Below are 24,795 nucleotides of genomic sequence, written 5' to 3'. Positions count from 1 at the left end.
TACTTCGGGTTACAAAGTTCTTTATCGTTAAGGCAGGAACACCCGACTATGGAATTCGGACTGACCGACGAACAGGAGCAGATTCGCGAGGAGGTTCGCCGGTTCGCGGAGAACGAGATTCGGCCCGTCGCCGAGGAGTACGACACCGGAGAGAAGTACCCCCACGAGATCATCGAGAAGGCAGCCGAGATGGGGCTGACCGGCGCCTACATCCCGATCGAGTACGGCGGCGCGGGCTACTCGATCCTCGACACCGCGATCATCACCGAGGAACTGTTCGCCGTCGACCCCGGCATCGCCCTCTCGATCGTCTCGACGTCGTTCGGCTGCGAGGCGATCATGAACTTCGGCACCGACGAACAGAAAGAGCGGTACCTCGAACCGATCGCGCTGGGCGAGGCCATCTCCGGGGCCGCCATCTCCGAGCCAGACACGGGGTCGGACGTCTCGTCGGTCTCGACGCGCGCGGAGAAGGACGGCGACGAGTGGGTGATCAACGGCAACAAGATGTGGATCACCAACGGCACCGTCGCCGACTTCCTCGTCGTCCTCGCGAAGACCAACCCCGACGCCGAGGGCCGGTACAACGGCTTCAGCCAGATCGTCGTCGAGACCGACCGCGACGGCGTCAAGACCGACAAGATCACAGGCAAACTCGGCATCCGCGCGTCCGACACCGCCGAGGTCATCTTCGACGACGTGCGGGTCCCCGAGGAGAACCTCATCGGCACGCGGGACGCCGCGTTCATGCAGCAGATGCAGTTCTTCGACGAGACCCGTACCGCAGTCGCCGCCCAGGGCGTCGGCATCGCGAAGGGCGCGACCGAGGCCGCCCTCGACTACGCCCAGGAGCGCGAGCAGTTCGGCAAGCCGATCTCGGAGTTCCAGGCCATCCAGCACAAACTCGCCGACATGGCGACGAGGACCGAGGCCGCGCGTAACCTGACCTACAAGGCCGCCTGGAACGTCGATCAGGGCAACGACATCACCAAACTCGCCTCGATGGCCAAGGAGTACGCCTCCCGGGTCGCCGTCGACGTCGCCAACGAAGCCGTCCAGATCCACGGCGGCTCCGGCTACGTCAACGACTTCCCCGTCGAGCGGCTCTACCGCGACGCCAAGATCACCCAGATCTACGAGGGTACCAGCGAGATCCAGAAGAACGTCATCGCCCGCGAACTGCTCGGCAAGGGCTTCTAACCGCCCGCGCCCGCGACCCGTTTTCGCCCCGTTTTCGCCCACCCCTCGTCCCGACTCGGCGCGTCTCGCCGACGTTCACTCTGCGAGATAGCGTCGGAAATAGTTAATGCCCCCTCCGTCGTAGGCCGACGTGGCGTCCCGACGGTCAGGGACCCGAAACGCCACGGAGCGCCGCACGTCCACCGCCGTGGACGGCGTGTCGACCCTGACTCGGGCGACGCCTACCGGTATCATCCCTTTCTTAAAAAATCGTGACGACGGTTCCACGCCCTCAGAGGGTGCTGAACCAGACCGCCATGACGAACACGGCGGCGGCGAGCAGCGGCGCGCCGCTGAGGGCGAGCACGGTGCCACAGAGGACGGCAGTGACCGAGAGCCCGTCGTCGGGCGGAACCTGTACCGATATCATACCTTTCCTCTCGCCGGGTCGGCCCCGACTCGCGCCCACGTCTCTCAGGCGCTGGCCTAGCTAGCCGGCCGGCGACCATAACTAATCACACACCATCGTACTTTTCGCACAATACTAATTTAATGACGAGAGCGTCCGTTTTAGGATCACTAGATTCCGCGGCGCGCCGGGCGTCGCGCCCGCGTCCGCGCCGGCGGCCGCCGCCCGTCCCGCCGCCGTATTACCAATCCTTACACGCTGTCGGTCGGGTTTCTAACCGAGTGACATCCGCGTCAGACGCCGAGAAACCACGTGTTTCCCCAGTCCCCCGACGCGGGACCGCGGGAATCCGGCCGTCGCGCCTCCCGGCGGGCGCTCACTGCGCGGCGTCGGCCGAGCGGTCCGAGTCGGTGTCGCCGTCGTCCCGGTCCGAGTCGGTGTCGCCGTCGTCCCGGTCCGAGTCGGTGTCGCCGTCGTCCCGGTCCGAGTCGGTGTCGCCGTCGTCGGAGTCCGTGTCCGTATCGCCGTCCCCGTCGCCGCTCCCGGCCCCGTCCGGGCCCGCGTTGCCCGCCCCGGATCGAGTCGGCCGGTCGCGCGTCCCGGCGGGCCGCGGCCGCTCGTCGTCCGGCGGTTCGTCCGTGAGCGCGTACAGCACCACCGGGGGGAGCACGTACGCGGCGATCGCCAGCGCCGCGAACCGGGCGTCGACGGCCGCGAGGATGCCGAAGATCGCCAGCGCCGCCGCTGCCGCCGCGTGAGCACTCGTGTGCGTGTACGCGAGGTAGTACCGCCAGCAGCCGCGACACCACTCGATCGCTCCCGCGGTCACGCGACCCGGTACGGGCGCGACCGGGAACCCTTTTTCGTGCGGGCACGTCCCCTCGTGTATGAGGGAGTTCGTCTTCGCCCTGGAGTACGACCCCGGGACGAACCCGGTCGCGGACGTGCTCGAGGCCCACCCCGACACGACGGTGCGCTCGCTGTCGTGTCACGTCACGCCCGAGAGCCTCTGGCGGGTCGACCACGCGACCGGGTCGCGGGCGGCCCTCGAAGCCCTCGAAGAGGCGTACCGCGACGCGACCTACTGCGCGGACTGTCTCGTCCGCGACGACTGCGGCGCCGACTGCGAGGCGCAGGTGCTCGACCGCTCCGGCGAGGAACTCGTCGTCTACACCTACTGGGCGCGCACGGACGTCTGCACGTCGGTCCCCCACCTCGCGCTGGAGCACCTCGGCGAGGGGTTGCTGTTCGAGACCTACCGCGAGGGGCGACGCTACCGCTGGCGGATCGTCCTCGCCGACGACGCGCCGGTCCACGCGTTCTTCGACGCCCTCGGCGAGGAGGTCGGCGAGTGCGCGGGGATGGAGATACTGCGGTTGACCGACCTCGACCCGGACCGCGAGGCGACCGCCGCCGACGACCCGCTCCCGGGCGAGCAGCGGGCCGCGCTCCGGGCCGCGGTCGAGCGCGGCTACTACGAGACGCCGCGACGGATCCACCTCTCGGAACTCGCCGAGGAACTGGAAGTGCCGCGGTCGACGCTCTCCTACCGGCTTCGGCGGGCCGAGGCCGAACTCGCGCGGGCGTTCGTCCGCGGCGACGATCCGCTCGACCGGGTCGCACCCGGGGGCTGACCGCGCGGGCGGAGCCGAAGTTGGCACACGACGAATAAGCCGTATCAGTCCGGAGTCCGTACGAAGGAACGATGAGTGATGCCGCCGAGTCCCCGGAGTCGAGACGGACCCTCGAACTCCGGGTGCCGGAGATGGACTGTCCCTCCTGTGCCGGGAAAGTACGATCGAGCGTCGACCGCCTCGACGGCATCGAGGACGTCGACGCGCACGTGACGAGCGGTCGCCTGCTCGTGACCTACGACCCGGACGCGACGAGCGACGAGGCCGTCCGCGAGCGCGTCGAGGCCGCCGGCTACGCCATCGAGTCCGCGGGCCGGGAACAGTCGTTCGCGGTCCCGGAGATGGACTGCCCCTCCTGTGCCTCGAAGGTCGAGAAGGCGCTCGACGACGTCGACGGCGTCCTCGCGGCCGAGACCCGCCCCACCTCGGGACGGGTGGTCGCGACGGTCGAAGACGGGACCGACCCGGACGCGGTCGCCGGAGCGATCGAGTCCGCGGGCTACGGCGCCGAGCGGATCGAGGCGGGAAGCGACGGCGTCGGCGCGCCGATGGCCGTCTGGCGCAGTCGCCGCGCGGCGACGACTGGAGTCGGCGCGGTCCTGCTCGCGCTCGGCGGCGCGCTGGCGTCGCTGCTGCCCGAGGCGAACGCGACGGCGTTCGACCTACCCGGGCGCGCGGTCGCGCTCTCCGATCTGCTGTTCGTCGCGGCCGCCGCGGTCGCGGGCACGGCGATCCTGCGCAACGGCTACTACTCGGCGCGCAACCGCAGCCTCGACATCGACTTCCTGATGAGCGTCGGTATCCTCGCGAGCGTGGCCGCGGGCCACCCCTTCGAGGGGGCGACGCTCGCGGTGCTCTACAGCGTCGCCGAGTTGCTCGAACAGTTCTCGATGGACCGCGCGCGGGACTCGCTGCGCGAGTTGATGGACCTCTCGCCGGAGACGGCGACGATCCGTCGCGAGGACGGCACCGAGGAGACGGTGCCGGCGGAGGCGGTCGAGGTCGGCGACGTGGTGATCGTCCGGCCCGGCGAGCGGATCCCGACCGACGGCGTGGTCCGCGCCGGCGAGAGCGCCGTCAATCAGGCGCCGATCACCGGCGAGAGCGTCCCGGTCGACCGCTCGACCGGCGACGAGGTCTACGCCGGCACGATCGCAGAGTCGGGCTACCTCGAGGTCGAGGCGACCAGCGAGGCCGGGGAGTCGACGATCGCTCGCATCGTCCGACTGGTCGAGGACGCGGAACGCGAGCGGACCAAGCGCGAGCAGTTCGTCGACCGGTTCGCCGACGTCTACACGCCCATCGTCGTCGTGCTGGCAGTCGCGGTCGCCGTCGGGCCGCCGCTTGTCGTCGGCGCGTCGTGGAACACGTGGTTCCTCCGCGGGCTGACCCTGCTGGTGATCGCCTGCCCCTGCGCGTTCGTCATCAGCACGCCCGTCAGCGTCGTCTCGGGGGTCACGAGCGCCGCGCGCAACGGCGTGTTGATCAAGGGCGGCCGGCACCTCGAAGCGGTCGGCGAGAGCGACGTGCTCGCCGTCGACAAGACCGGGACGCTCACCGAGGGCGACCTCTCGGTGACCGACGTCATCCCGCTCGAGGGGGCCGACGAGGAGACCGTCCTCCGGCGGGCCGCGGCCGTCGAACGGCGGAGCGAGCACCCCGTCGCCCGGTCGATCGTCGGCCACGCCGAGGAGCGCGGGATCGACGTCGACGCCCGCGAGGTGGCGGAGTTCGAGGCGCTGACCGGCGAGGGCGTGCGCGCCGACGTCGACGGCCTCGCCCACTACGTCGGGAAGCCGGACCTGTTCGAGGGGCTTGCGGACCTCGAACACGTCCACGCGACGACCGACGGCGGCGTGGCCCTCGAGGAGATGGGGTACGGCACGCGCTCGCAGTGCGACCGCGAGGGCTGTGTGGACGTCCTCTCCGAGGTCGTCCCCGACCTCGAAGCCGAGGGGAAGACCGTCGTGGTCGTCGGCACCGAGGACGGCCCCATCGGCGTCGTCGGCGTGGCCGACCGGGTCCGCCCGGAGGCCGAGTGGGCCGTCTCGCGGCTCCACGAGGCGGGCGTCCGCGTCGTGATGCTCACCGGCGACAACGAGGGGACCGCCCGCGCCATCGCCGAGCGCGTCGGGATCGAGGAGTACCACGCCGAACTGCTCCCCGAGGAGAAACTCGAGTGGATCAGCCGGCTCGAAGCCGACGAAGAGGACGGCGGCGTCACGATGGTCGGCGACGGCATCAACGACGCGCCCGCGCTCGCGACCGCCACCGTCGGCGTCGCGATGGGCGCGGCGGGGACCGACACGGCCCTCGAAACCGCCGACGTCGCGCTGATGAGCGACGACCTCACGCGGCTGCCGTACCTCTACGACCTCTCGCGGCGGGCCAACGGCGTCATCCGCCAGAACATCTGGTCGAGCCTCGCCGTGAAGGCCGTACTCGCCGCGGGCGCGCCGATCGGCCTCGTGACGGTGATCCACGCGGTCGTCATCGGCGACATGGGGATGAGCCTCGGCGTCACGGGCAACGCGATGCGCCTCTCGCGGGTCGAACCGGAGACGCCCGAGGATCCGGAGTAGGTCACCGGACTCGTTCTTCCGATTCCGACGCCCCGCCTCGGAGCCCCGGCGCCCCGTCGCGCCACCAGACGGCGAGGCCGGCGACGAGGATCACGGCTTCGAGCCACAGCGTCGTCACCGCGACGCTGGCGACGCTCCCGAGGGGTTTCGTGCCGGTGTACGCGGGCGTCGAGGTGACGGGCCACAGCAGGAAGCCGAGTTCGGCGGACGCACCGGCGAGGAGGTGCCACGGGACGTCCGCCGCGAGGTGCGAGAGCACGCCGACGGCGAACGCGACGCCGACCGCGGGGCGCCCGGCGCGGCGCGCGAGCAGCCACCCCGCCGCGGCCAGCGGGACGGCGACCGGCAGCGAGTGGGCGACGGTCCGGCCGACCGGCGCCGCGCCGAGCAGCCAGAGGGGCTTGTCCACCAGATCGGGGAGGGCCGCGCCGACGACGGCGGCGACGGCGGGCCCGCTCACGGGCGGCCGATCCCACCGCCACCGCGCGTAGGCGGCGTAACAGAGGTAGCCGACGGCGAGGTGGACGGGTGGCTGCATTCGTCCGGCAGTACGGCGCCGACCCCAAAAGTTCCGACTCGGCTCGTTCCGCTGGTTCGCGTCCCGATACGTTTTAGTGACTGACGAGTCGATTCGGTGGCATGTCCCTCCGAACGGCCTCGCTCGTCGCCGCCGCGGTCGCCGTCGTCGCCGCACCGGTCCACGTCGGCTCACAGTACGCGGGGGTCGTCGGCATCCAGTTTCTCGACCTCGGCGCGGAAACCGTCACGACCTTCGCACTGGCGGCCACCCTCGGCTTGCTGCTCGTCGAACCCGTCGCGGTCTTCGCCGTCGGCTACCGCCTCGCCCGCGCGGTCGACGCGCCGCGGGCCTACGCCGTCGTCGCCGCGGCGTTCTTCCTCGGCGCGGCGGCCGGCGCCGTCGCCGGGCAGTTCGCGTTCGGCCGTCTCCTGGAGATACAGAGCGCGTCCGTCGGACAGTCCGCCCTCGCGTACCTCGAACGCGCGGTCGCCACCGGCCTCCGGATCGCGGTCGCGGGGCTGGCCGGCGTCGGCGCGGGCCACGTCTTCCGGATCGACCGGCCCGCGGCCGGGCGGACGACGGTCACCGAGGACTGACCTCGGGGGTCGCTCAGCCCTCCGCCTCGTACTCCGCCCAGATGTACCGCGTCGCGGTGCTCCGGAACGGGCGCCAGGGGGCGGCGACCTCGCGCATCTCCGCCCGCGACAGTTCCTCGCCGTCGTTGTATAGCTGCTCGATCCCCCGCCGAATCCCCAGGTCACCCAGCGGGAGGACGTCGGGCCGCTGGAGGACGAAGATGAGGTACATGTTCGCGGTCCACTCCCCGACGCCCGTGATGCGGGTCAACTCCGCGATCACCTCCTCGTTCGTCCGCCCGGCGAGGCCCTCCCGGGTGAGGTCCCGCTCCCGGAAGGCCCGCGCGGCGTTTTTCACGTAGTCGACTTTCGTCCGCGAGAGGCCCGCCTCGAGGAGGGGGTCCCGCGGCGCGTCGAGGACGGCGTCGGGGGTGACGGTACCGCCGAGGACGTCGAACACCCGCTCGCGGACCGCGGCCGCGCTCGCCGTCGACAGTTGCTGGTTGACGATCGACACGCAGAGGCGCTCGAACTCGTTCTCGACGGGGTCGAGCGGGTGCGGATCGCGCCGGTCGATCACGGGCGCGAGAACGGGATCCTCCCGCAGGACGGATTCGGGGTCGGCCATCGTCGGCGAAAGCAGGGACCGTGCGGACAAAAGCGCGTTGCCCCGTGGGAGCGGGCGGGGGCGGATTACTCGAGGTCGAAGCGATCGAGTCCCATCACCTTGTGCCACGTCTCCACGAAGTCACGCACGAACTGCTCCTCGCCGTCGTCGGCCGCGTAGACCTCCGCGATGGCGCGGAGCCGGGAGTGCGACCCGAAGACGAGGTCGACGCGGGTCGCTTCCCACTCGACGTCGCCCGTTTCGCGGTCGTACAGCGCGTAGACCGCTTCGTCCTCGGAAACCCGTTCCCACTCGTAGCCCATGTCGAGGACGGTCACGAAGAAGTCGTTGGTCAGCGTCTCCGGCTCGTGGGTGAAAACGCCCAGATCCGTGTCCTGATAGGTCGCGCCCAGCGTGCGCATGCCGCCGACCAGCACCGTCATCTCGTCGGCCGTCAGATCGAGGAGGTCGGCCCTGTTCACCAGCGACTCCTCGGCCGGACGGTCGTGGTCGTCCGGGAGGTAGTTACGGAACCCGTCCGCGTCGGGTTCGAGCGCCTCGAAGGACTCGACGTCGGTCTGTTCCTGCGTGGCGTCGGTCCGGCCCGGTTCGAACGGCACCTCGACGTCGTAGCCGGCGTCAGCCGCGGCCTGCTCGACGGCGGCGTTGCCACCCAGCACGATCAGGTCGGCCAGCGAGACCCGCACGTCGTCCGATCGCGAGCCGTTGAACTCCGCCCGAATCGCTTCGTAGGTCGAGAGCACCGCCTTCAACTGGTCCGGCTCGTTGACCTCCCAGCTCTTCTGGGGTTCGAGGCGGATGCGGGCGCCGTTGGCGCCGCCGCGCTTGTCGCTGTCGCGGTAGGTCGACGCCGCCGCCCAGGCGGTCTTGACTAGCTGGGAGACCGAGAGCTCCGACGCGAGGATCTCCTCTTTGAGTTCGGCGACCTCCTCGTCCCCGATGAGGTCGTAGTCGGCGTCGGGCACCGGGTCCTGCCAGAGCATCTCCTCGTCGGGCACTTCCGGACCGAGGAGCCGTTCCGGCGGGCCCATGTCGCGGTGGACCAGCTTGTACCACGCCTTCGCGAAGGCGTCCTGGAACTCGTCGGGGTTCTCCTGGAAGCGCTCTAGGATCTCCCGGTAGTCCGGATCCCGCTTCAGGGCGACGTCCGTCGTCAGCATCATCACGTCCTCGGTCTCCGCGGGATCCGCGACGCCCGGTGCGGCCTCGTCGAGTTCACCGTCCTGCGTGGTCCACTGCCACGCGCCGCCGGGTCCCTTCTCGGGCCACCACTTGTAGTTCAGCAGGTTGTCGACGAAGCCGGTGTCCCACCGGGTCGGCGCGGCGGTCCACGGCCCTTCGATTCCGCTAGTGATCGTGTCGGGACCGTTGCCGGAGCCGTACTCGTTCTCCCAGCCCAGGCCCTGCTGCTCGATGGGGGCCGCTTCGGGCTCGGCACCGACGTGTTCGTCGGGGTCGTCTGCGCCGTGGACCTTCCCGAACGTGTGCCCGCCGGCGATCAGCGCGACCGTCTCCTCGTCGTTCATCGCCATGCGACCGAACGACTCTCGAATTCGTTCCGCGGCCGCCTCAGGGTCCGGCTGGCCGTCCGGGCCCTCGGGGTTGACGTAGATGAGCCCCATCACGGTGGCGCCCAGCGGCTCCTCGAGTTCCCCGTCGTCGCCGAACCGATCGGATTCCTCCATCTCGTTCTCGGGCCCCCAGTAAACCGACTTGTCGGGCTTGAAGTCGTCCTCGCGTCCGCCGCCGAAGCCGAACGTCTCGAAGCCCATCGACTCCAGCGCGACGTTCCCGGCAAGGATCATCAGGTCGGCCCACGAGAGTTTGCGGCCGTACTTCTGCTTGACGGGCCAGAGCAGCCGACGCGCCTTGTCGAGGTTCGCGTTGTCGGGCCAGCTGTTGAGCGGCGGGAGGCGCTGTCGACCGCCGTCGGCGCCCCCGCGGCCGTCGCTGGTCCGGTACGTGCCGGCGCTGTGCCAGGCCATCCGGATCATCAGCGGGCCGTAGTGGCCGTAGTCCGCCGGCCACCACTCCTGGGACGTCGTCAGCACCTCTTCGACGTCCGCCTTCACTTCGTCGAGGTCGAGTTGCTCGAACTCCTCGGCGTAGTCGAACGCCTCGCCTCTCGGATCGACCCGCTCGGCGTTCTGATCGAGAATCTCCAGATCCAGCTGGTTCGGCCACCAGTCTTGATCGGTGCCTAACATTATCGGACGATCGTGTTTTTGCCTATTAAGATTTTCTAAATCAGCAACGTCTATTTACTCGCAATCAAAAATATCTTTCGGAATTACTAATTTCTGTCGATGAGAGAGGATATCGGGCGCAGCGATGCGGGATTCCGTTCCCCGTTCGAAACGGATCGGTTCACGAACGTATCGTGTCGGTCGTCCGTATCCGGTGGCGAGCGGCCGACTCGAACGGTCTGCTCTCCCCTCGGCCGTCGCTCCACCCGGTCACTCCTCTTCCTCGGGGCTCTCGGGGGCGTCGCGGTCGACGCGCCGGCCGACGTCGACCTGATAGTTCTCCAGGATGTCCCGTCCGAGGATGACGGGGTAGTCCATGTGGCTGCGGTCCTCGATGCTGGCGGTGACGGTGTGTTGTTTGCCGCCGACGCCGACGACGACGTCGACGACGGGGCGGCGCCGGGTGGTCTTGCTGCTGCCGGACTTGACGCGCGTGATCGACTTGATCGGCCCCGCGCCGATCTCGGCGGCCAGTTGGGTGTCGATGCTCGTCCGGTTCGCGCCGGTGTCTGACTTCGCGTAGACGGTCGTCGAGCCGCTGGTCCCCGAGAGGACGACCTCCTCGGTGTAGCCGATGATCGCGGGTTCGCCGTCCGTCGCGGTCAGTTCGCGCGGCTGGGCCGCCGGCGTGGAGTCGTCGAGCGTCGCGGCGAGTTCCCGGACGCGCTCGCGGTCGACCTCGCCGCCGGCGCGCTCGATCGCGAGCGCGGCGATGTGAGGGGCAGGGCTGACGCGGGTCGCCTCGTACAGCCCCTTGAAGCCCGCGGTGGGGTTGACTTCGAGGACGAACCAGCCCTCGTCGCCCTCGACGAGGTCGACGCCGGCGTAGTCGAGGCCGACGACGTCGGCCGCGCGCGTCGCCATCTCGCGGGCCTCCTCGGGGAGGTCGTCGGTGGCGTCCTCGACGGAGCCGCCGAGGGCGACGTTCGTCCGCCAGTCGTTGTCCGGGGCGTAGCGGTACATCGCGCCGACGATTTCGCCGTCGACGACGTAGACGCGGACGTCGTGGTGGCGGGCGTCGTCGCGCTCGATGAGTTCCTGCAGGAACGCGTACCGGTTGCCGACCTGCGCGTTGACCGGATCCTCGGGGCCGACCTTCCAGGTGCCGCCGCCGTGGGTGCCGATCGCCGTCTTGTACACCGCCTCCTCGCCGAACTCGCCGCGGGCGGCGTTGAGCCGGTCGCTGCTGAGCGCGAGCAACACGTCGGGGACGCGGACGTCGTGTGCCGCGAGCGTCGTCGCCGTCGAGAGCTTGTGGATCGCCGTGAGCACCGCCTTCGGCTCGTTCAGCGTGGGGACGAGTTGCGAGAAGGTGTTCGCCAGCCCGAGTTCCTCGCAGGGCTGTTCGGTGTTCGACAGCAGCATCCGGTTCGCGATCACGTCCACCTCGGGTTCGAGGGCGACGCTCCCGTCGCGGACGCTGACGCTCGTCGTCTCCTCGCGGAGCCACTCGCCCTCGTGGCCGAGGTCCTCGACCGCGTTGAGAATCGCCTTCGTCTCCTTGCTCGTGTGCAAACTCAGTACCCCGACCGTCACGGGCTCCTCGGCGCTCATGTATCGGTACACTCCTGCCCCCCGGAAAAGCATTGTCGGTCGATTCGGGCGCGGGCGTCGACGCGTCTCCGGTTTCGCGCGAGCGGGCGACCCGTTCAGAGGTACGAGGCGTCCCACCGGGTCGCCTTCCGGCGGTTGCCACAGACGTTGCACTCGATCCGGCCCATCGAGTCCATCGCGTTGTCGACCGTGTCGCAGTTGCCACAGAACCAGCCGTAGCGCTTGCCGCCCTCCGAATCCCGGTAGGCGGTGTAGAACGGGGCCTCCGAGCCGCGGACGGGTTCGCCGTAGCTGACGTACAGCGTCTCGTCGTCGATCGAGACCGCCTCCATGGCGCGCCAGTCGTCGAGCGACCCGTCGTCGGTGGCGGCCTCGAACTCGCGTTCGAGGTAGACGTTCTCGGTGTAGGTCGCGTCGCCGATCCCGATCTCGCGCTCGCCGACCCGCTCGAACCCCTGGGCCTCGTAGAACTCGTTTCCGACCTCGTTGTCCTCGAGGACGACGCTCACGATGCGGTCGGCGCCGACGTCGAGCAGTTCCTCCCGGGTCCGCACGAGCAGGCGGACGCCGGTGCCGCGGCCGCGGTGGTCGGGGTCGACGTGGATCCAGTGGATCCGCCCCGTCTCGGGGCCCTCGCCGAGCAGTTCGCTGTGGGAGAAACCCGCGAGGTCGCCGTCGTCGGTCTCGGCGACGAGGTAGAGCGAGGTCTCCCGTTCGAGGTCCTCGGTCAGGTCCTCGCCGTACCACTGCTCGACGGCCGTCTCGATCCGCTCCGCGTCGAGGAACTCCGTGTACGAGGCCGACAGCGAGTCGCGCGCGATCGACCGGATGCGGTCGGCGTCGGCCGTGGTCGCCTCGCGGATGTCCATGGACGGCGGTACGACGGCCGCCTACAAAGGCTATGCCCCGATCGACGGACGGTGCGAAAGCCGCCCGTGCCGCACGCTTTTATACCGTCGCCGCCGGAGGGGACGTATGAGCGACGACGCGTCGGACGCGGGACCGTCCGGCGACTCGGCGACACTCGCCGAACAGGACGTGTTCACCTACAACGGCGGGCGCGTCGACCCCGGCGAGTCCGCGAACATCCGTTACGGCATCAGCGAGACCTACCTCGGCGACCCGGTCCGCATCCCCGTCACCGTCATCAACGGCGACCACCCCGGCCCGACGGTCTTCCTCTCTGCGGCCGCCCACGGCGACGAACTCAACGGCATCGAGGTGGTCCGCGAAGTGGCCCACGACTGGGACCACGCCAACCTCCACGGGACGCTGGTCTGCCTGCCCGTGATGAACGTCCCCGGCTTCCTCGCCCAGGAGCGGTACCTCCCGATCTACGACCGCGACCTGAACCGCTCGTTCCCCGGCAGCGAGGGGTCGACGAGCGCGCGGCGGATGGCCCACCGCATCTTCACGAACTTCATCGAACCCTGTGACGTCGGCATCGACTTCCACACGTCGACGCGCGGGCGGACGAACATGCTCCACGTCCGTGCGAACATGGAACGGCCCGAGGTCGCGCGCCTCGCGAAGGCGTTCAGTTCGAACGTCATCATCGCCGGCGAGGGGCCGTCGGGGACGCTCAGGCACGAGGCGACCGAGGCGGGCATCCCGACGATCACCGTCGAGATGGGCGAGGCCCACCGCTTCCAGCGACGGCTCATCGAGCGCTCGCTGACCGGCGTCGCGAGCGTCCTCGCGGAGTTCGGCCTCCACCCCGAGTCCTCGGTACTCTGGCCCGGGTGGCGCGTCGTCATCGACGACGCCGACGAGAAGACGTGGCTCAGAGCCGACGCGGGCGGCATCGTCGACATGAAACACGGTAGCGGCGACCTCGTCCGCGAGGGCGAGGTGATCTGCTCGATCACCAACCCGTTCAAGGAGGACGACGAGGTCGAGGTCGTCGAGGCGCCGTTTACCGGCCTGCTCGTCGGCGTCCTCGAGAACCCGGTCGTCTACCCGGGCAACCCGCTGTGTCACCTCGTGGGGCTGAGCGACACGACGCTCTCGGCGCTCGAACGAGAACTTACCACGCAGGACCCGTTCCTCGACACGTTGGAGTGAGCCGAGGACTTCGGCTCGGTCGGCGATTCGGCCGCCGTCGACCGGTCGAACGGAATCCTTCACGGAACAAAAGTAACTTCTATACGCCCGCGCTCTAACCCTCCGACTAGAGCGCATGAGTCAGTCTTACAATCGCGGTCTCGTCGAGGACTTCGGCCGGTGGCGCGAGTTCTCGGCCGGGATGTGGGCGTGGATCTTCCACAAGTTCACCGGGTGGATGCTGATCGGCTACCTGTTCACCCACATCGCCGTGCTGAGCAGCGCGCTGTCCGGGCCCGAAGCGTACACGGGGACGATCCAGGGGCTAGAGGGCCTGTTTATCATCCGGGTGCTCGAGGTCGGACTGCTCGCGGTGGCGGTCTTTCACATCCTCAACGGGGTTCGGCTGCTGCTCGTCGACCTCGGCGTCGGCCTCGAAGCCCAGGACAAGAGCTTCTACGCGTCGCTCGTGCTGACGGGACTCATCACCGTCGCGAGCGTCCCGACGTTCCTCCAGGGGGTGGGCCTCTGATGGCCGAGCGCTACTCCTCGTTCGCGCCGGGCGGGACGACGTGGCTGCTCCAGCGGATCACCGCCGCGTTCCTGATCGTCGTGCTCGCGTTCCACTTCTTCCAGTTGCACTTCGTCACCCACGCGGCGGAGGTCGACTTCGCCGGGACGCAGGCGCGCATGGAAAACGTTGGGTACTTCCTGACGATGGTGCTATTTCTAATCGCGGCGGCGTTCCACGGCGTCAACGGCGTCTACAACGCGTTGATCAACCAGGGACTCGAGGGTACCCAGAAGAAGGTCGTGCTGGCGGTGCTCGTGGTCGCGAGCGTCGCGCTGGTCGCCCAGGGCACGTGGGTGGCCCTCGTCATGGCGGGGTGGATCTAACATGAGCGCACAACAGCAAGAACCCGAAGAACCCGAGACCCAGGAGGTGCCGGAAGACCAGGAGATGAGCGGCCTGGCCTCGCCCCAGCAGGAGCGCCTCCAGCGCAAGCAGGAGAGCAAGGCCCAGCGCGAGCGGGCCGCCGACGAGGGCGACCTCGACGGGGACGCGGTCCACCTGAAGGTGTTCCGCTACGACCCCGAGGTCGCGGACAAGCAGGAACCGCGCTTCGACGACTTCCACGTCCCGTTCGAGCGCGGGATGACCGTCCTCGACGCGCTCATCTACGCGCGCGACGAGTTCGACTCCTCGCTCACCTTCCGGCACTCCTGCCGGCAGGCCATCTGCGGCTCGGACGCGTTCTTCGTCAACGGCCGGCAACGGCTGGGCTGTAAGACCCAGATCTCCGAACTCGACCAGCCGGTGCGCGTCGAACCGCTCCCCCACCAGGAGGTCGTCAAGGACCTCGTCGTGGACATGGACCACTTCTACGACCAGATGCACGCGGTCGAGCCGTACTTCCAGAGCGAGGACCTCCCGGAGGGCGAAGAGCAACGCCAGTCGCGGGAGAACCGCGAGAAGGTGAAGATGAGCACGCGCTGCATCTGGTGTGGCGCGTGTATGTCCTCCTGTAACATCGCGGCCGGCGACAACCAGTATCTGGGCCCGGCGGCGATCAACAAGGCCTACCGGTTCGCGATGGACGAGCGCGAGGAAGAGGAGATCAAGGAGCATCGACTCCGCATCGTCGAGCAGGAACACGGCGTCTGGCGGTGCCAGACGCAGTTCTCCTGTACGGAGGTGTGTCCGAAAGACATCCCCCTCACCGAGCACATTCAGGAGCTCAAGCGTGAGGCCGTGAAGAAGAACCTGAAATTCTGGTAAACAATGTACGAACACGACGTCATCGTGGTCGGCGGCGGCGGCGCCGGCCTCCGGGCTGCGATCGGAGCGCACGAAGCGGGAGCTGACACGGCGATCGTCACCAAACTCCACCCCGTGCGGAGCCACACGGGCGCGGCGGAGGGCGGCATCAACGCCGCGCTGCGCGAGGGCGACGACTGGGAACTGCACGCCTACGACACCATGAAGGGGTCGGACTACCTCGGCGACGCCCCCGCGATCGAGACCCTCGCGCAGGACGCCCCCGAGGACGTGATCACCCTCGAACACTGGGGGATGCCGTTCTCCCGCGAGGACGACGGCCGCGTCTCCCAGCGGCCGTTCGGCGGCCTCTCGTTCCCGCGGACGACCTACGCGGGCGCGGAGACCGGTCACCACCTGCTGCACACGATGTACGAGCAGGCCGTCAAGCGCGGCATCCAGGTGTACGACGAGTGGTTCGTGATGAACCTCGCCGTCACCGACGAGCCGGATCCGAACGACCGGAGCTGTCACGGCGTCGTCGGCTACGACGTCCAGACCGGCAAGATCGAGGGGTTCAAGGCCCGTGACGGCGTCGTTCTGGCGACCGGCCCCCTCGGGCAGGCGTTCGACCACACCACCAACGCCGTCTCCTGTACCGGCGACGGCCAGGCGATGGCCTACCGCGCCGGCGTCCCGCTCGAGGACATGGAGTTCATCCAGTTCCACCCGACGTCGCTGCCGTCGACGGGCGTGCTCATCTCCGAGGGCGTCCGCGGCGAGGGCGGCATCCTCTACAACAACGAGGGCGAGCGGTTCATGTTCGAGTACGGCTACGCGAACAACGACGGCGAACTCGCCTCCCGCGACGTCGTCTCCCGGGCCGAGTTGACGGAGGTCAACGAGGGCCGCGGCGTCAACGACGAGTACGTCCACCTCGACATGCGCCACCTCGGCGAGGAGCGCATCATGGACCGCCTCGAAAACATCCTCCACCTCGCGGAGGACTTCGAGGGCGTCGACGGCCTCGTCGAGCCGATGCCGGTCAAGCCCGGCCAGCACTACGCGATGGGCGGCATCGAGACCGACGAGAACGGCCAGACCAACATCGACGGCCTCTACGCGGCCGGCGAGTGCGCCTGCGTCTCCGTCCACGGCGGCAACCGACTCGGCGGGAACGCCCTGCCCGAACTGATCGTCTTCGGCAAGCGCGCCGGCCGCCACGCCGCCGGCGAGGACCTCGGCGAGGCCAGGATCGAGACGGGCTACAGTCCCGACGTCGAAGAGGAGACGGACGTCGACTTCCCGGTCGAACCGGGCGAGGCCGGCATCGAACCCGCGGTCGGCGAACCCGTCGCCGACGGCGCCGGGCAGGTCACCGACGCCGACGCCGTCTTGGAGCGCGCCGTCGAGGCCGAACGCGAGCGCGTCGACTACCTGATGGACAAAGACGACGGCGTCCAGCACGCCGAGATCCGCTCGAAGCTCCAGAAGGCGATGACCCGCGACGTCAACGTCTTCCGCACCGAGGAGGGCATCAAGCGCGCGCTGAAGGTCATCCGCGAGTGCCGCGAGGAGTACCAGGACGTCTACGTCGACGACCCCTCGCGGACGTTCAACACCGACCTGCAGATGACCGTCGAGACGCGCAACCTGATCGACGTCGCCGAGACGATCGCGCTCGGCGCGCTCGTCCGCGAGGAGTTCCGCGGCGCCCACTGGCGCAAGGAACACCAGGAGCGCAAGGACGACGAGTGGCTCAAACACACCATGATCTCCTGGAACGGCGGCAAGCCCTCGGTCTGGTACCGGCCCGTGATCCTCGAGGGCGAGGGCGAGACGTACGAGCCGAAGGTCCGCAGTTACTGATCGCGGTCCGAGTTCCGTCTCTCGTTTTCGGCGGCAGTCGACGGTCTTTTGTCGCGACGGCGCGCAGTGGGGAGCCGTGCCCGACGCCGACGAGACGGAAAACTGGTGGGACGAGGCGTACGCGGCCGGCGACACCCCGTGGGACGTCGGCGAGCCCCAGTCGGCGGTCGTCGACCTCGTCGAGAGCGGTGCCCTCGCCGGCTGCGTCCTCGACGTCGGCTGCGGGACCGGCACCCACGCGCGGTACCTCGCCGCTCGCGGGCGCCGGGTGACGGGGCTCGACGTCTCCGCAGTCGCGATCGAGCGGGCGCGGGCGGCGACCGACGACGACCTGCCGGTCGCCTACCGCGTCGGCGACGCGCTCGCCCTCGACCCGGCTCTGGGCCCGTTCGACGCCGCGCTCGACTGCGGGACGTTCCACGCGTTCGAGGCCGACGCGCGGGCGCGGTACGCGGACCGTCTGCGCGCGGTCCTCGAACCCGGCGGCCGCGCGGCCGTCCTCGCGTTCGGCGCGGACGCGCCGGCGGCGTACCCCCCGGAACGGATCGGTCCCGACGACGTCGCGGCCGCGTTCGACGACGGGTGGCGGGTGCTGACGACGACGGACGCGCCGTTCGAGACGACGAACGGTCCGATGCCGGGGATACTGGCGACGGTAGAACGGGTGGCGTGAGCGCTCAGCTCCCGAGGGCTTCGAGGACGTCGACGCCGACGTCGAAGTGGTCGATCAGCTTGTAGCCGACGTAGATGCCGACGATCCCCATCACGCCCGGAAGCTCCGGCGGAGCCGGGATCGGGACGTTGAGGAACCTGAAGAGGGCCCCGGTGAGCAGCCCGGTCGCGAGCGCGAGGACGGTGAGCTGGGTATTCATGAGCTACCAGTTGGCCGGTCGAAGTACTAAAACGATGCGTCACGCGCGTCGAACCCACACGATCGTTCGTCACACACGACGATCGTCTCACCGCCGGACGACGGCGACGGGCGCGAACGGCCGCGAGACGGCGGTTCCCGTCGATGTACGGCGCTCGACGGCGTCGTCGGGCGCCCGATTTTCGACGATCGTCGTAGCTCAATTTTATTATCGTCGAAACACAGAGAGTGCGAGTATGAGCGCGACAGCGACGGACCACATCGACGTGTCGATGCCGGAAGACATCCGATCCGCGCGAGCGAAACTCGTGTACTTCTGCCTCGCCGTCCGGGGGACCGCCACGGCGGACGAACTCTGTGACACGCTCGACGTCGACAAGAGTTCGGTCCTCTCGATCACCGGCACCCTCCGCGAGCGCGGCCACGTCCGGCGGGCGAACGGCCGGTACGAACTCGACTGATTTCTCGACCGATCGGTCCGCGACGAACGCTCCCACAGCGGCGGCGCTCTCCGCCAGCGTTTCCGGCGTCGGTGCGAGAACGGCGCAGGGCAGACGGCGGGTACTAGAGTTCGATCCGCTCGACGAGCTGGTCGCGGTTCTCGTTGGTGTTGACCGCGACGATGCGGATGAGGTCCTCGAGGCCGGAGCCGCGGAGCTTGGACTTGAGGAGGTTGTCGACCTGGTAGACGCCGGCGGCGTTGGTCATCGCGATCTCGACCATCACGGGCCGGGAGTCGCCCGCGTGCAGCGAGACGCGGCTGATCGCCTGACTGGAGAGGGTGTTGATGCCGCGGCCGCCCTGCTCGTAGGGAATGCGCGAGCGGCCCCGCTCCATGTCGAGCGCGTCGGCGACGCGGATGACGCCTGCCTCGGTCGTCAGCGGCGTCTCGGCGGTGTGGTGACAGAGGATCGCGTGGAGGATCTCGCCTTTCATCCGGACGGCCTCGACCGCGTCGTAGAACTCCGGCAGCACGCGATCGAGGACGTCCGCCGCGAGCGGGATGGAGTAGTAGGCGTGGCGGTCGCGGTGGACGATGTGACCGACGTCGTGCAGCGTCGCCGCCAGCGCGATGATCACCGACTCGTCCGCCTCTTCGAGGCCCTGCTGGCGGGCGCCGTTGAAGTCGACGTCGCCGGCTTTCAGGAGGTCGTAGAGACAGAGCGCGCGGTTGCGCACGATGGAGATGTGTTTGGTGCCGTGGTCGTTGTACCGCTTGCGATCGACGGCGTTGACGTTCTGGGCTTCGAGGTAGGCGGCGATCTCGTCGTCGGCCTCGACGAACTCGAGGACGTCGTTCAGTTTCCCGTCGGGGAAGTGGTGTTCGTCCTCGGGGGCGTAGACGCGACCGCTCTGGTCGCCGGCAGAATCGCTCATACACTCGATGGTCGATTCGAGGCTAAAAAAGCCCTCCGGGGGCAGGTCGGCGACGGATCAGGCGATGTCGGCGACGGCGTCCTCGACTTCGGCGTACTCGGGTTCGACGCCGGGGTCGTCGCTGACCCACGCGTAGGTGACCTCGCCGTCGGCGTCGATCACGAACACCGAGCGCTTGGCGACGTCGTGGACGCCGAGGTCGGCGAAGTCCATGCGGACGTCGTACGCGTCGACGACCTCCTTCTCGAAGTCGCTGAGCAGGCCAAAGGAGAGGCCGTTTTGCTCGCGGAACTCGTTGAGCGCGAACGGGGAGTCGACGCTGACGCCGTAGACGGTGGCGTCGACGTCCTCGAACGCCGACAGGCGGTCCTCGAAGGTGCACATCTCGGCCGTGCAGACGCTCGTGAACGCGCCGGGGAAAAAGGCGAGGACGATCGGCGCTTCGTCGGCGAGTCGCTCCGAGAGCGTAAAGGAGTCGACGTCGCCGTTCGCGAGCGGTACGGTGAAGTCGGGCGCGGTGTCACCAGCGGATGGCATCGGCCCGCCCTTTCGTTCACGAGGGAAAGACTGTTTCGTTCTCGAACAGGATCGCCGGAGGGCGAACGCACGGCGTGCCGAAGGTTGATGGGCCGGCGGTGCGACCACTCGCGCATGAACGAACGCTGGCGACAGTCTCCGGAAGTGATCGAAGCGGCCCTCGGCTTCGTCGCGGTGGGTGGGCTCATGTTCGGCGGGGCCGACGGCGACATTCCCCTCACGCTCGTCTCCGCGGCCCTGTTCGCCTGCGTCTACTTCCTGCGCCAGACGCGCCGGGAACGCGACGCGCTGCGGGACGCCGCCGGCCGCGAGGGGGCCGCCGAGTGACCGCCCTCGACGACGCCCGCCGAGGAGGCCCCCGCGGAACGGACGGAATTCGCCGATGTGGGCGCTCGTGCCCCCATTTTCGTCGGTTCGGCCTCGCCTCGACGAATTCGCCCGTCGATTCGTCCGCCACACCTGCCCTCGATGCCGATATTCGGACATTCCTGTGTGGCTGTTCGAGGCAAAAAGGTTATAATTGCCAGCGGGTAAGCCACGCATAGAGATGGTACTCGAAATCGCACCGCTGTTCGCCCCCATGCCCGGGGGTCCGGAACTCCTGATCATCCTCTTCATCGCCATCTTGCTGTTCGGGGCGAACAAGATCCCGAAGTTGGCGCGCTCGACGGGCGAGGCGATGGGGGAGTTCCAGAAGGGCCGCGAGAAGGTCGAAACCGAACTCGAGGAGATGCGTCAGACCGGCGACTACGACGAGGACGAGGACGAGGAGTTCGTCGACACCGAACCGGTCACCTCGGAAGAGGACACCGAAACCGAATCGAACTGATTTTTTCGGGCCGTGGGCGTGTGGCCTAGCGGATAGGGCAGGAGGTTCCTAACCTTCTGATCGCGGGTTCGAATCCCGCCACGCCCGTTCGTTCTTCGAGCGGTTGGAATCCAAGGGGCGGCGCCGCGTCCCTTTTACCAGTCCGCCACCGCGGGCGCCAACAGTTCGACCCGCGGCCGACCGCGGGTCGGGCCCGTCGTGCGAATCCCTCGAGAGTCAACGACCACGAGCACCGTCATAACTGCTTCTCACGCACAGCAACCTATCGTCGCCCCCCGAGTACCCGCGACGCACCACGTCGACGAGGCCGCACCCGCTCATCGCTCGCGCCGACAGGCGGCGGCTTCGAAGCGGGGTAGCAGCGCGACCGTCCGTTCGGACCGATGGCGGCGGGTAGACACGATGTCGAAGGCTAAATCCTCAGCGTATTCCCGTTCAGTCGCAGCCACTCGCGACTATCCTCATAGTCGGGGATCACCGTCCCCACCGTGTTCCAGAAGGCGTCGGAGTGGTCGTCGTGGACGGCGTGGGCCAGCTCGTGGACGAGCACGTAGGCGTGTATTCGGACCGGCGCGAGTAGCAGCCGCCAATGGAGGCGGACGATGCCGTCGTCGTACTCGCCCCAGCGGCCGTCGAGCGTGCCGACCTCAATCTCGATCGACACGTCCGCGAGGCCCAACTGCGATTCGAACCGCGGACTGCGGGCGGGGAGTTCGGCGGCGGCGCGGCGGACGTACCAGTCGACGACCGCCTGCCGCTTCCGACGGACGCTCACGTGATCGGCGGCCGCGTCGCGCCCGTGGACGCATAGCGTGAACTCGGTGCCGTCGAACGATAGGTGGGGCTCCGGGACGTCGGCCTCAACGACGTCGAGGTGGTACTCACGGCCACGATACGGGAGTTTCTCGCCGCTCAAGAACTCTTTCGGGTACGGCGGCTCCGCTTGCTCGGCGAGTCCGTAGAGCTTCTCGAGGAGCCACTCACGCCGGCTCTCGAGAACGTCCTCGACGTCGGCGAGCGTAGCCGACATGGGCGCGCGGACCGTCAGCTCGAGCGACTGATCCAGCGCGAGGCCGATCGTCTCGCGGTCCTCGACCCAGTCGATCTCGTAGGGGATGACCGTCTGGCCGACGTGTAACCGCCATCGTAGTGTAGTACAACCAATACTGAAGGTCTATAAGTCGACGGTGTCATCGTCAGACCAATGCCTGACCACGTGGATCTCGAAGCATACGTCCCCGAGTCTTGCCGAGACCTACTGGAGATGAGCGACAACGAACTGAAGTCCGAAATCCCGGCACTCGCCCGAGACGAGGGGCGGATGGGCGACGTCGAACAGGCCGTCCAGCAACTTCCCAGCCATCATGACCTGTACGAGGGTGACAGTCGGGACGTCCTCACACGGCTCGACGACGAGTCCGTCGACCTCGCCGTTACTTCTCCTCCCTACTTCAACCTCAAAGACTACGAGACGCCCGAGGACGGCCAGCTCGGCGACATCGACGACTACGAGCGATTCATTACGCTCCTCGACGAGGTGTGGGCGGAGTGTGAACGGGTTCTCCGGCCGGGGGGCCGACTGTGCGTCGTCGTCGGCGACGTCCTCCGCTCGCGGAGCGAACACGGCCGTCACCGCGTCATCCCCCTTCACGCCACGATTCAAGAGCACGCGACCAACCTCGGTTTCGACAACCTCGCGCCGATCATCTGGTACAAGATCGGAAATGCGTCCCTCGAGGCCGGCGGAAACGCTCGGTTCCTCGGTAAGCCCTACGAGCCCGGGGCGGTCGTCAAAAACGATATCGAGTATATTCTCCTGTTCCGCAAGCAGAACGGCGGCTACCGCTCGCCGAACACGGCCGAACGCATTTTGTCGACCATCGAGGCGGACGAACACCAGCGGATGTTTCGGCAGCTCTGGGACGATATTACGGGCGAACGTCAGCGCGACCACCCTGCGCCGTACCCGGCGGACCTCGCCGAGCGGCTCATTCGGATGTTCAGTTTCGTCGGCGACACTATCCTCGACCCGTTCGCGGGGACGGGCTCGACGGCGGTCGCCGCCAGTCGCTGCGGACGTAACAGCGTAGGGGTCGAACTTGAACCCGAATACGTAGACATCGCAGAGGCGCGGATTCAGAACGAACGTGGGACGCTGACGAACATCCAGAACTTGTCGGTGTCGGTTGAGCGGTAGGCTGGTCGCGCAGACCGGGCGCTGTAGGTGCCATCGACCGTCAACGGAGATTCATAATTGTTTTGGAATCTACTGTAGATTGCTTATTCGCGTAGTATTAAGATTCACCCGCGAGGAACTCGCGGTATATGTCGAAAGCCGAGACTGGTCATACATTTGGCGATGAACGGATTGTCGAGTGGCTGAACCAGCCGCGTGAGTGGAACTACCCGAAGGACGCCCCGTATCATCCCCGATCGGACAAGCATGGCGGCGCGCAGTGCCGATACTTCGTCGATGACCTCATCCACGAGAGCAAGGCCATCGAGGCGGCGGCGCAAAACGGCGAGATCGTCTACGCCGAGGACTACGACGTCGGTGACCCGAGAGGGTTAGGGTGGAACGTCGACCTCGTGCTCGGCCCGCCTGCGGGCGACGTACAGCCGCCCTTGGGCGGCGGAATGGCGAAGGATACCCCGGGCGAGGTCTGGCTCGCCTGCGATGCCAAAAGCATCGTCACAGAACACCAGAAAGCCCGGCGGAACCGCCAGCGCGACATCAACAGCTTCGCCGATATCATGCATACTCATCACGAGCAGGCACTCACCTGCGGCATTCTATTATTGAACATCGCCGAACGGTTCGACTCGCCGACGCGAGATCCAGACGATATTACCGAACACGCTAACATCGAGCGTATCATCGAGGAGATCGTCGACTTGTTCGACTCCATCGACAGAAGCGAGGGCGAAATCTCGGCCAATCTCGACGGTGCTGGCCTTATCGTCGTCGACCACACGAACCTGCCCGAGGACATTGGCGAGACCGAGCTGGTCACTCGCGAGCCCGCACCCCAGCCCGGCGAACGCGTCCACTATCGGACGTTCGTCCAAGAGATGGCTGACCACTTCGAGACGCGGTTCTTGCTGTAGCCCAGACGAGTTGGTCAGCCCCGTCAACCGACGCCGTAGACGGTGACGACGCGCTCGTCGGCCCCGCCGGCCGTCTCCACGCGGACGGGGAACTCGACGGTCTGCTCGACCGGGTACGTCTCGTAGCCGAGCCAGACGACGTTGCTGAACCCCGCAGGGATCTCGACGGTCTCGCGGTCGACGGTCTCGCCACCGACGACGAGGCGGACCTCCTGCGCCCCCGCGACGCCGCCCGTGTTGGTGACGGTCGCCTCCACCTCGAGGACGTCGCCCGCGTTTACCGGTGCGTTCGTGCGGTCGATCCGCACGTCGAACGTGAGATCGACGTCGGCCAACACCCGCACGGCGGTCTGGGCGGCGTCGTCCTCGGTCTCCACCCGAACGGGAAACTCGACGTCCTGCTCGACCGGATACGTCTCGTACGAGAGAGTGACGCCGTATTCGTGCGGTCGTGGGACGGTCATCGGCTCGCTGTCGACCGTCTCGTCGCCGACGACGAGGCGTACGTCCTGCGTCTGCGTGACCCGGCCGGTATTCCCGATGTGGCCCCGCATACGCAGGACGTCGCCAGCCTTGACCGGCGCGTTCGTCTGATCGATCACGGGGACGAGCTCGCCGTCGGCTTCGGTGACGACCGCGACGCGCTGCTCGTCCGCGTCGTCGTCGCACTCGACGCGCACGGGGAACTCGACGTCCTCCTCGACCGGATACGTCTCGTACGCGAGTTCGACCGGGACGGGATAGGGTTCGCCTCCCGGGACCGGCACCGACTCGGTGTCGACGACTTCGTCGCTCACGACGAGGCGGATCACCTGCTCGTCCATCCCCATAGCGGTGTTCTCGACGCCGGTGCGCACTACGAGGACGTCGCCAGCGCGGACGGGATCGAACACCTCCTCGATCGCGACGACGAACCCGGCCGACTGGGCTGCGACCCGTTCTACCCCGCCGACCGCGACGCCACCCCCGACGCTCGCGCCAACCCTCCGGAGATAGTGACGGCGCTGCATACGCTGTCCGATGCTACCATGCCACAATATATTACTGGATAATTCGGTCCAAAATATAGCTGGCA

General features: G+C 68.0%; 27 protein-coding genes and 1 tRNA gene. 16 read left to right on the top strand and 12 right to left on the bottom strand.

What is annotated here, in order from left to right; all coding sequences use genetic code 11:
* The first annotated feature begins 48 nt into the window (after positions 1-48).
* The gene (locus NKG98_RS00615; protein WP_254767806.1) at positions 49-1,200 is read left to right on the top strand and encodes an acyl-CoA dehydrogenase family protein; all 1,152 of its coding nucleotides are present in this window, start codon (positions 49-51) and stop codon (positions 1,198-1,200) included.
* Positions 1,201-1,471: 271 nt separating this feature from the next.
* Here NKG98_RS00615 and NKG98_RS00610 read toward each other — a convergent pair whose 3' ends face one another.
* Both NKG98_RS00610 and NKG98_RS00605 read right to left on the bottom strand, forming a co-directional pair.
* Entirely contained in the window at positions 1,472-1,609 is a 138-nt protein-coding gene (locus tag NKG98_RS00610) for a hypothetical protein (RefSeq protein WP_254767805.1), read from the bottom strand.
* Between the two features lie 355 nt (positions 1,610-1,964).
* Entirely contained in the window at positions 1,965-2,417 is a 453-nt protein-coding gene (locus NKG98_RS00605) for a hypothetical protein (RefSeq protein WP_254767804.1), read from the bottom strand.
* A gap of 58 nt (positions 2,418-2,475) precedes the next feature.
* Here NKG98_RS00605 and NKG98_RS00600 point away from each other — a divergent pair, with 58 nt between their 5' ends.
* Positions 2,476-3,222 carry a helix-turn-helix domain-containing protein gene (locus tag NKG98_RS00600; RefSeq protein WP_254767803.1) on the top strand — a complete coding sequence of 249 codons (747 nt, stop codon included), beginning with the start codon at positions 2,476-2,478 and terminating at the stop codon, positions 3,220-3,222.
* A 71-nt stretch (positions 3,223-3,293) separates the two neighbouring features.
* The gene (locus NKG98_RS00595; protein WP_254767802.1) at positions 3,294-5,804 is read left to right on the top strand and encodes a heavy metal translocating P-type ATPase; all 2,511 of its coding nucleotides are present in this window, start codon (positions 3,294-3,296) and stop codon (positions 5,802-5,804) included.
* Position 5,805: 1 nt separating this feature from the next.
* Here NKG98_RS00595 and NKG98_RS00590 read toward each other — a convergent pair whose 3' ends face one another.
* Positions 5,806-6,342, bottom strand: coding sequence for a metal-dependent hydrolase (locus NKG98_RS00590; protein ID WP_254767801.1), 537 nt, complete (start codon positions 6,340-6,342; stop codon positions 5,806-5,808).
* 101 nt (positions 6,343-6,443) lie between these two features.
* Here NKG98_RS00590 and NKG98_RS00585 point away from each other — a divergent pair, with 101 nt between their 5' ends.
* Positions 6,444-6,920, top strand: coding sequence for a hypothetical protein (locus NKG98_RS00585; protein ID WP_254767800.1), 477 nt, complete (start codon positions 6,444-6,446; stop codon positions 6,918-6,920).
* Positions 6,921-6,933: 13 nt separating this feature from the next.
* Here NKG98_RS00585 and NKG98_RS00580 read toward each other — a convergent pair whose 3' ends face one another.
* The 4 genes from NKG98_RS00580 to NKG98_RS00565 form a co-directional block, all read right to left on the bottom strand.
* Complete coding sequence (locus tag NKG98_RS00580; protein ID WP_254767799.1) at positions 6,934-7,527, bottom strand: DNA-3-methyladenine glycosylase family protein; 594 nt, start codon at positions 7,525-7,527, stop codon at positions 6,934-6,936.
* A gap of 65 nt (positions 7,528-7,592) precedes the next feature.
* Positions 7,593-9,734, bottom strand: coding sequence for a catalase/peroxidase HPI (gene katG / locus NKG98_RS00575; RefSeq protein WP_254767798.1), 2,142 nt, complete (start codon positions 9,732-9,734; stop codon positions 7,593-7,595).
* Positions 9,735-9,983: 249 nt separating this feature from the next.
* Entirely contained in the window at positions 9,984-11,327 is a 1,344-nt protein-coding gene (locus NKG98_RS00570) for a RimK family alpha-L-glutamate ligase (RefSeq protein WP_254767797.1), read from the bottom strand.
* A gap of 95 nt (positions 11,328-11,422) precedes the next feature.
* Positions 11,423-12,196, bottom strand: a complete 774-nt coding sequence (locus tag NKG98_RS00565; RefSeq protein ID WP_254767796.1) for a GNAT family N-acetyltransferase — start codon at positions 12,194-12,196, stop codon at positions 11,423-11,425.
* Positions 12,197-12,302: 106 nt separating this feature from the next.
* Here NKG98_RS00565 and NKG98_RS00560 point away from each other — a divergent pair, with 106 nt between their 5' ends.
* The 6 genes from NKG98_RS00560 to NKG98_RS00535 all read left to right on the top strand — a co-directional run bounded on the left by NKG98_RS00560 (position 12,303) and on the right by NKG98_RS00535 (position 17,671).
* Entirely contained in the window at positions 12,303-13,391 is a 1,089-nt protein-coding gene (locus NKG98_RS00560; protein WP_254767795.1) for a succinylglutamate desuccinylase/aspartoacylase family protein, read from the top strand.
* Positions 13,392-13,506: 115 nt separating this feature from the next.
* Positions 13,507-13,902 carry a succinate dehydrogenase, cytochrome b556 subunit gene (sdhC, locus tag NKG98_RS00555; protein WP_254767794.1) on the top strand — a complete coding sequence of 132 codons (396 nt, stop codon included), beginning with the start codon at positions 13,507-13,509 and terminating at the stop codon, positions 13,900-13,902.
* The gene (locus NKG98_RS00550) at positions 13,902-14,267 is read left to right on the top strand and encodes a succinate dehydrogenase/fumarate reductase transmembrane subunit (RefSeq protein ID WP_254767793.1); all 366 of its coding nucleotides are present in this window, start codon (positions 13,902-13,904) and stop codon (positions 14,265-14,267) included. The genes sdhC and NKG98_RS00550 overlap by 1 nt, the downstream gene beginning before the upstream one ends.
* Position 14,268: 1 nt before the next feature.
* Positions 14,269-15,150 carry a succinate dehydrogenase/fumarate reductase iron-sulfur subunit gene (locus NKG98_RS00545; RefSeq protein ID WP_254767792.1) on the top strand — a complete coding sequence of 294 codons (882 nt, stop codon included), beginning with the start codon at positions 14,269-14,271 and terminating at the stop codon, positions 15,148-15,150.
* Positions 15,151-15,153: 3 nt separating this feature from the next.
* The gene (locus NKG98_RS00540) at positions 15,154-16,998 is read left to right on the top strand and encodes an FAD-binding protein (protein ID WP_254767791.1); all 1,845 of its coding nucleotides are present in this window, start codon (positions 15,154-15,156) and stop codon (positions 16,996-16,998) included.
* 76 nt (positions 16,999-17,074) lie between these two features.
* Positions 17,075-17,671: a class I SAM-dependent methyltransferase gene (locus NKG98_RS00535; RefSeq protein ID WP_254767790.1), complete on the top strand. Its 597-nt coding sequence runs from the start codon at positions 17,075-17,077 to the stop codon at positions 17,669-17,671.
* A gap of 4 nt (positions 17,672-17,675) precedes the next feature.
* Here NKG98_RS00535 and NKG98_RS00530 read toward each other — a convergent pair whose 3' ends face one another.
* Complete coding sequence (locus NKG98_RS00530; protein WP_254767789.1) at positions 17,676-17,870, bottom strand: XapX domain-containing protein; 195 nt, start codon at positions 17,868-17,870, stop codon at positions 17,676-17,678.
* Positions 17,871-18,105: 235 nt separating this feature from the next.
* On the opposite strand from NKG98_RS00530, the gene NKG98_RS00525 reads away from it, so the two are divergent.
* Positions 18,106-18,330 (top strand): helix-turn-helix domain-containing protein, encoded by a 225-nt coding sequence (locus tag NKG98_RS00525; RefSeq protein ID WP_254767788.1) that lies wholly within the window; start codon positions 18,106-18,108, stop codon positions 18,328-18,330.
* Between the two features lie 103 nt (positions 18,331-18,433).
* Here the strand turns inward: NKG98_RS00525 and NKG98_RS00520 are convergent, their stop codons facing one another.
* Entirely contained in the window at positions 18,434-19,246 is an 813-nt protein-coding gene (locus NKG98_RS00520; protein WP_254767787.1) for an HD domain-containing protein, read from the bottom strand.
* Positions 19,247-19,303: 57 nt separating this feature from the next.
* On the bottom strand, positions 19,304-19,783 hold the full coding sequence (locus NKG98_RS00515; RefSeq protein ID WP_254767786.1) for a redoxin domain-containing protein: 480 nt from the start codon (positions 19,781-19,783) through the stop codon (positions 19,304-19,306).
* Positions 19,784-19,897: 114 nt separating this feature from the next.
* Between NKG98_RS00515 and NKG98_RS00510 the strand changes: the two genes are divergently transcribed.
* The 3 genes from NKG98_RS00510 (at position 19,898) to NKG98_RS00500 (ending at position 20,699) form a co-directional block, all read left to right on the top strand.
* Complete coding sequence (locus NKG98_RS00510; protein ID WP_254767785.1) at positions 19,898-20,110, top strand: hypothetical protein; 213 nt, start codon at positions 19,898-19,900, stop codon at positions 20,108-20,110.
* A 220-nt stretch (positions 20,111-20,330) separates the two neighbouring features.
* On the top strand, positions 20,331-20,612 hold the full coding sequence (gene tatA / locus NKG98_RS00505; RefSeq protein ID WP_254767784.1) for a twin-arginine translocase TatA/TatE family subunit: 282 nt from the start codon (positions 20,331-20,333) through the stop codon (positions 20,610-20,612).
* A 14-nt stretch (positions 20,613-20,626) separates the two neighbouring features.
* Positions 20,627-20,699: transfer RNA gene (locus tag NKG98_RS00500), tRNA-Arg, on the top strand.
* 325 nt (positions 20,700-21,024) lie between these two features.
* Here NKG98_RS00500 and NKG98_RS00495 read toward each other — a convergent pair.
* On the bottom strand, positions 21,025-21,717 hold the full coding sequence (locus tag NKG98_RS00495; protein ID WP_256558490.1) for a M48 family metallopeptidase: 693 nt from the start codon (positions 21,715-21,717) through the stop codon (positions 21,025-21,027).
* Positions 21,718-21,816: 99 nt separating this feature from the next.
* Here NKG98_RS00495 and NKG98_RS00490 point away from each other — a divergent pair, with 99 nt between their 5' ends.
* On the top strand, positions 21,817-22,809 hold the full coding sequence (locus tag NKG98_RS00490) for a DNA-methyltransferase (protein WP_254767782.1): 993 nt from the start codon (positions 21,817-21,819) through the stop codon (positions 22,807-22,809).
* Between the two features lie 128 nt (positions 22,810-22,937).
* Positions 22,938-23,720 (top strand): hypothetical protein, encoded by a 783-nt coding sequence (locus NKG98_RS00485; protein ID WP_254767781.1) that lies wholly within the window; start codon positions 22,938-22,940, stop codon positions 23,718-23,720.
* A 23-nt stretch (positions 23,721-23,743) separates the two neighbouring features.
* Here NKG98_RS00485 and NKG98_RS00480 read toward each other — a convergent pair whose 3' ends face one another.
* Positions 23,744-24,730, bottom strand: coding sequence for a hypothetical protein (locus NKG98_RS00480; protein WP_254767780.1), 987 nt, complete (start codon positions 24,728-24,730; stop codon positions 23,744-23,746).
* Between the last annotated feature and the right edge of the window lie 65 nt (positions 24,731-24,795).

Source organism: Salinilacihabitans rarus (assembly GCF_024296665.1).
In the GTDB taxonomy this organism is placed as follows: Archaea; Halobacteriota; Halobacteria; order Halobacteriales; family Natrialbaceae; genus Salinilacihabitans; species Salinilacihabitans rarus.
The sequence above is the reverse complement of the archived record's forward strand: the minus strand, read 5'-3'. Positions and strand labels throughout refer to the sequence as shown.

Excerpts from the sequence above, each read along its gene's own strand:
- NKG98_RS00615 (WP_254767806.1), top strand. The coding sequence starts at position 49 with ATGGAATTCGGACTGACCGACGAACAGGAGCAGATTCGCGAGGAGGTT.
- NKG98_RS00610 (WP_254767805.1), bottom strand. The coding sequence starts at position 1,609 with ATGATATCGGTACAGGTTCCGCCCGACGACGGGCTCTCGGTCACTGCC.
- NKG98_RS00600 (WP_254767803.1), top strand. The coding sequence starts at position 2,476 with ATGAGGGAGTTCGTCTTCGCCCTGGAGTACGACCCCGGGACGAACCCG.
- NKG98_RS00595 (WP_254767802.1), top strand. The coding sequence starts at position 3,294 with ATGAGTGATGCCGCCGAGTCCCCGGAGTCGAGACGGACCCTCGAACTC.
- NKG98_RS00590 (WP_254767801.1), bottom strand. The coding sequence starts at position 6,342 with ATGCAGCCACCCGTCCACCTCGCCGTCGGCTACCTCTGTTACGCCGCC.
- NKG98_RS00585 (WP_254767800.1), top strand. The coding sequence starts at position 6,444 with ATGTCCCTCCGAACGGCCTCGCTCGTCGCCGCCGCGGTCGCCGTCGTC.
- NKG98_RS00580 (WP_254767799.1), bottom strand. The coding sequence starts at position 7,527 with ATGGCCGACCCCGAATCCGTCCTGCGGGAGGATCCCGTTCTCGCGCCC.
- katG (WP_254767798.1), bottom strand. The coding sequence starts at position 9,734 with ATGTTAGGCACCGATCAAGACTGGTGGCCGAACCAGCTGGATCTGGAG.
- NKG98_RS00570 (WP_254767797.1), bottom strand. The coding sequence starts at position 11,327 with ATGAGCGCCGAGGAGCCCGTGACGGTCGGGGTACTGAGTTTGCACACG.
- NKG98_RS00565 (WP_254767796.1), bottom strand. The coding sequence starts at position 12,196 with ATGGACATCCGCGAGGCGACCACGGCCGACGCCGACCGCATCCGGTCG.
- NKG98_RS00560 (WP_254767795.1), top strand. The coding sequence starts at position 12,303 with ATGAGCGACGACGCGTCGGACGCGGGACCGTCCGGCGACTCGGCGACA.
- sdhC (WP_254767794.1), top strand. The coding sequence starts at position 13,507 with ATGAGTCAGTCTTACAATCGCGGTCTCGTCGAGGACTTCGGCCGGTGG.
- NKG98_RS00550 (WP_254767793.1), top strand. The coding sequence starts at position 13,902 with ATGGCCGAGCGCTACTCCTCGTTCGCGCCGGGCGGGACGACGTGGCTG.
- NKG98_RS00545 (WP_254767792.1), top strand. The coding sequence starts at position 14,269 with ATGAGCGCACAACAGCAAGAACCCGAAGAACCCGAGACCCAGGAGGTG.
- NKG98_RS00540 (WP_254767791.1), top strand. The coding sequence starts at position 15,154 with ATGTACGAACACGACGTCATCGTGGTCGGCGGCGGCGGCGCCGGCCTC.
- NKG98_RS00530 (WP_254767789.1), bottom strand. The coding sequence starts at position 17,870 with ATGAATACCCAGCTCACCGTCCTCGCGCTCGCGACCGGGCTGCTCACC.
- NKG98_RS00525 (WP_254767788.1), top strand. The coding sequence starts at position 18,106 with ATGAGCGCGACAGCGACGGACCACATCGACGTGTCGATGCCGGAAGAC.
- NKG98_RS00520 (WP_254767787.1), bottom strand. The coding sequence starts at position 19,246 with ATGAGCGATTCTGCCGGCGACCAGAGCGGTCGCGTCTACGCCCCCGAG.
- NKG98_RS00515 (WP_254767786.1), bottom strand. The coding sequence starts at position 19,783 with ATGCCATCCGCTGGTGACACCGCGCCCGACTTCACCGTACCGCTCGCG.
- NKG98_RS00510 (WP_254767785.1), top strand. The coding sequence starts at position 19,898 with ATGAACGAACGCTGGCGACAGTCTCCGGAAGTGATCGAAGCGGCCCTC.
- tatA (WP_254767784.1), top strand. The coding sequence starts at position 20,331 with ATGGTACTCGAAATCGCACCGCTGTTCGCCCCCATGCCCGGGGGTCCG.
- NKG98_RS00490 (WP_254767782.1), top strand. The coding sequence starts at position 21,817 with ATGCCTGACCACGTGGATCTCGAAGCATACGTCCCCGAGTCTTGCCGA.
- NKG98_RS00485 (WP_254767781.1), top strand. The coding sequence starts at position 22,938 with ATGTCGAAAGCCGAGACTGGTCATACATTTGGCGATGAACGGATTGTC.
- NKG98_RS00480 (WP_254767780.1), bottom strand. The coding sequence starts at position 24,730 with ATGCAGCGCCGTCACTATCTCCGGAGGGTTGGCGCGAGCGTCGGGGGT.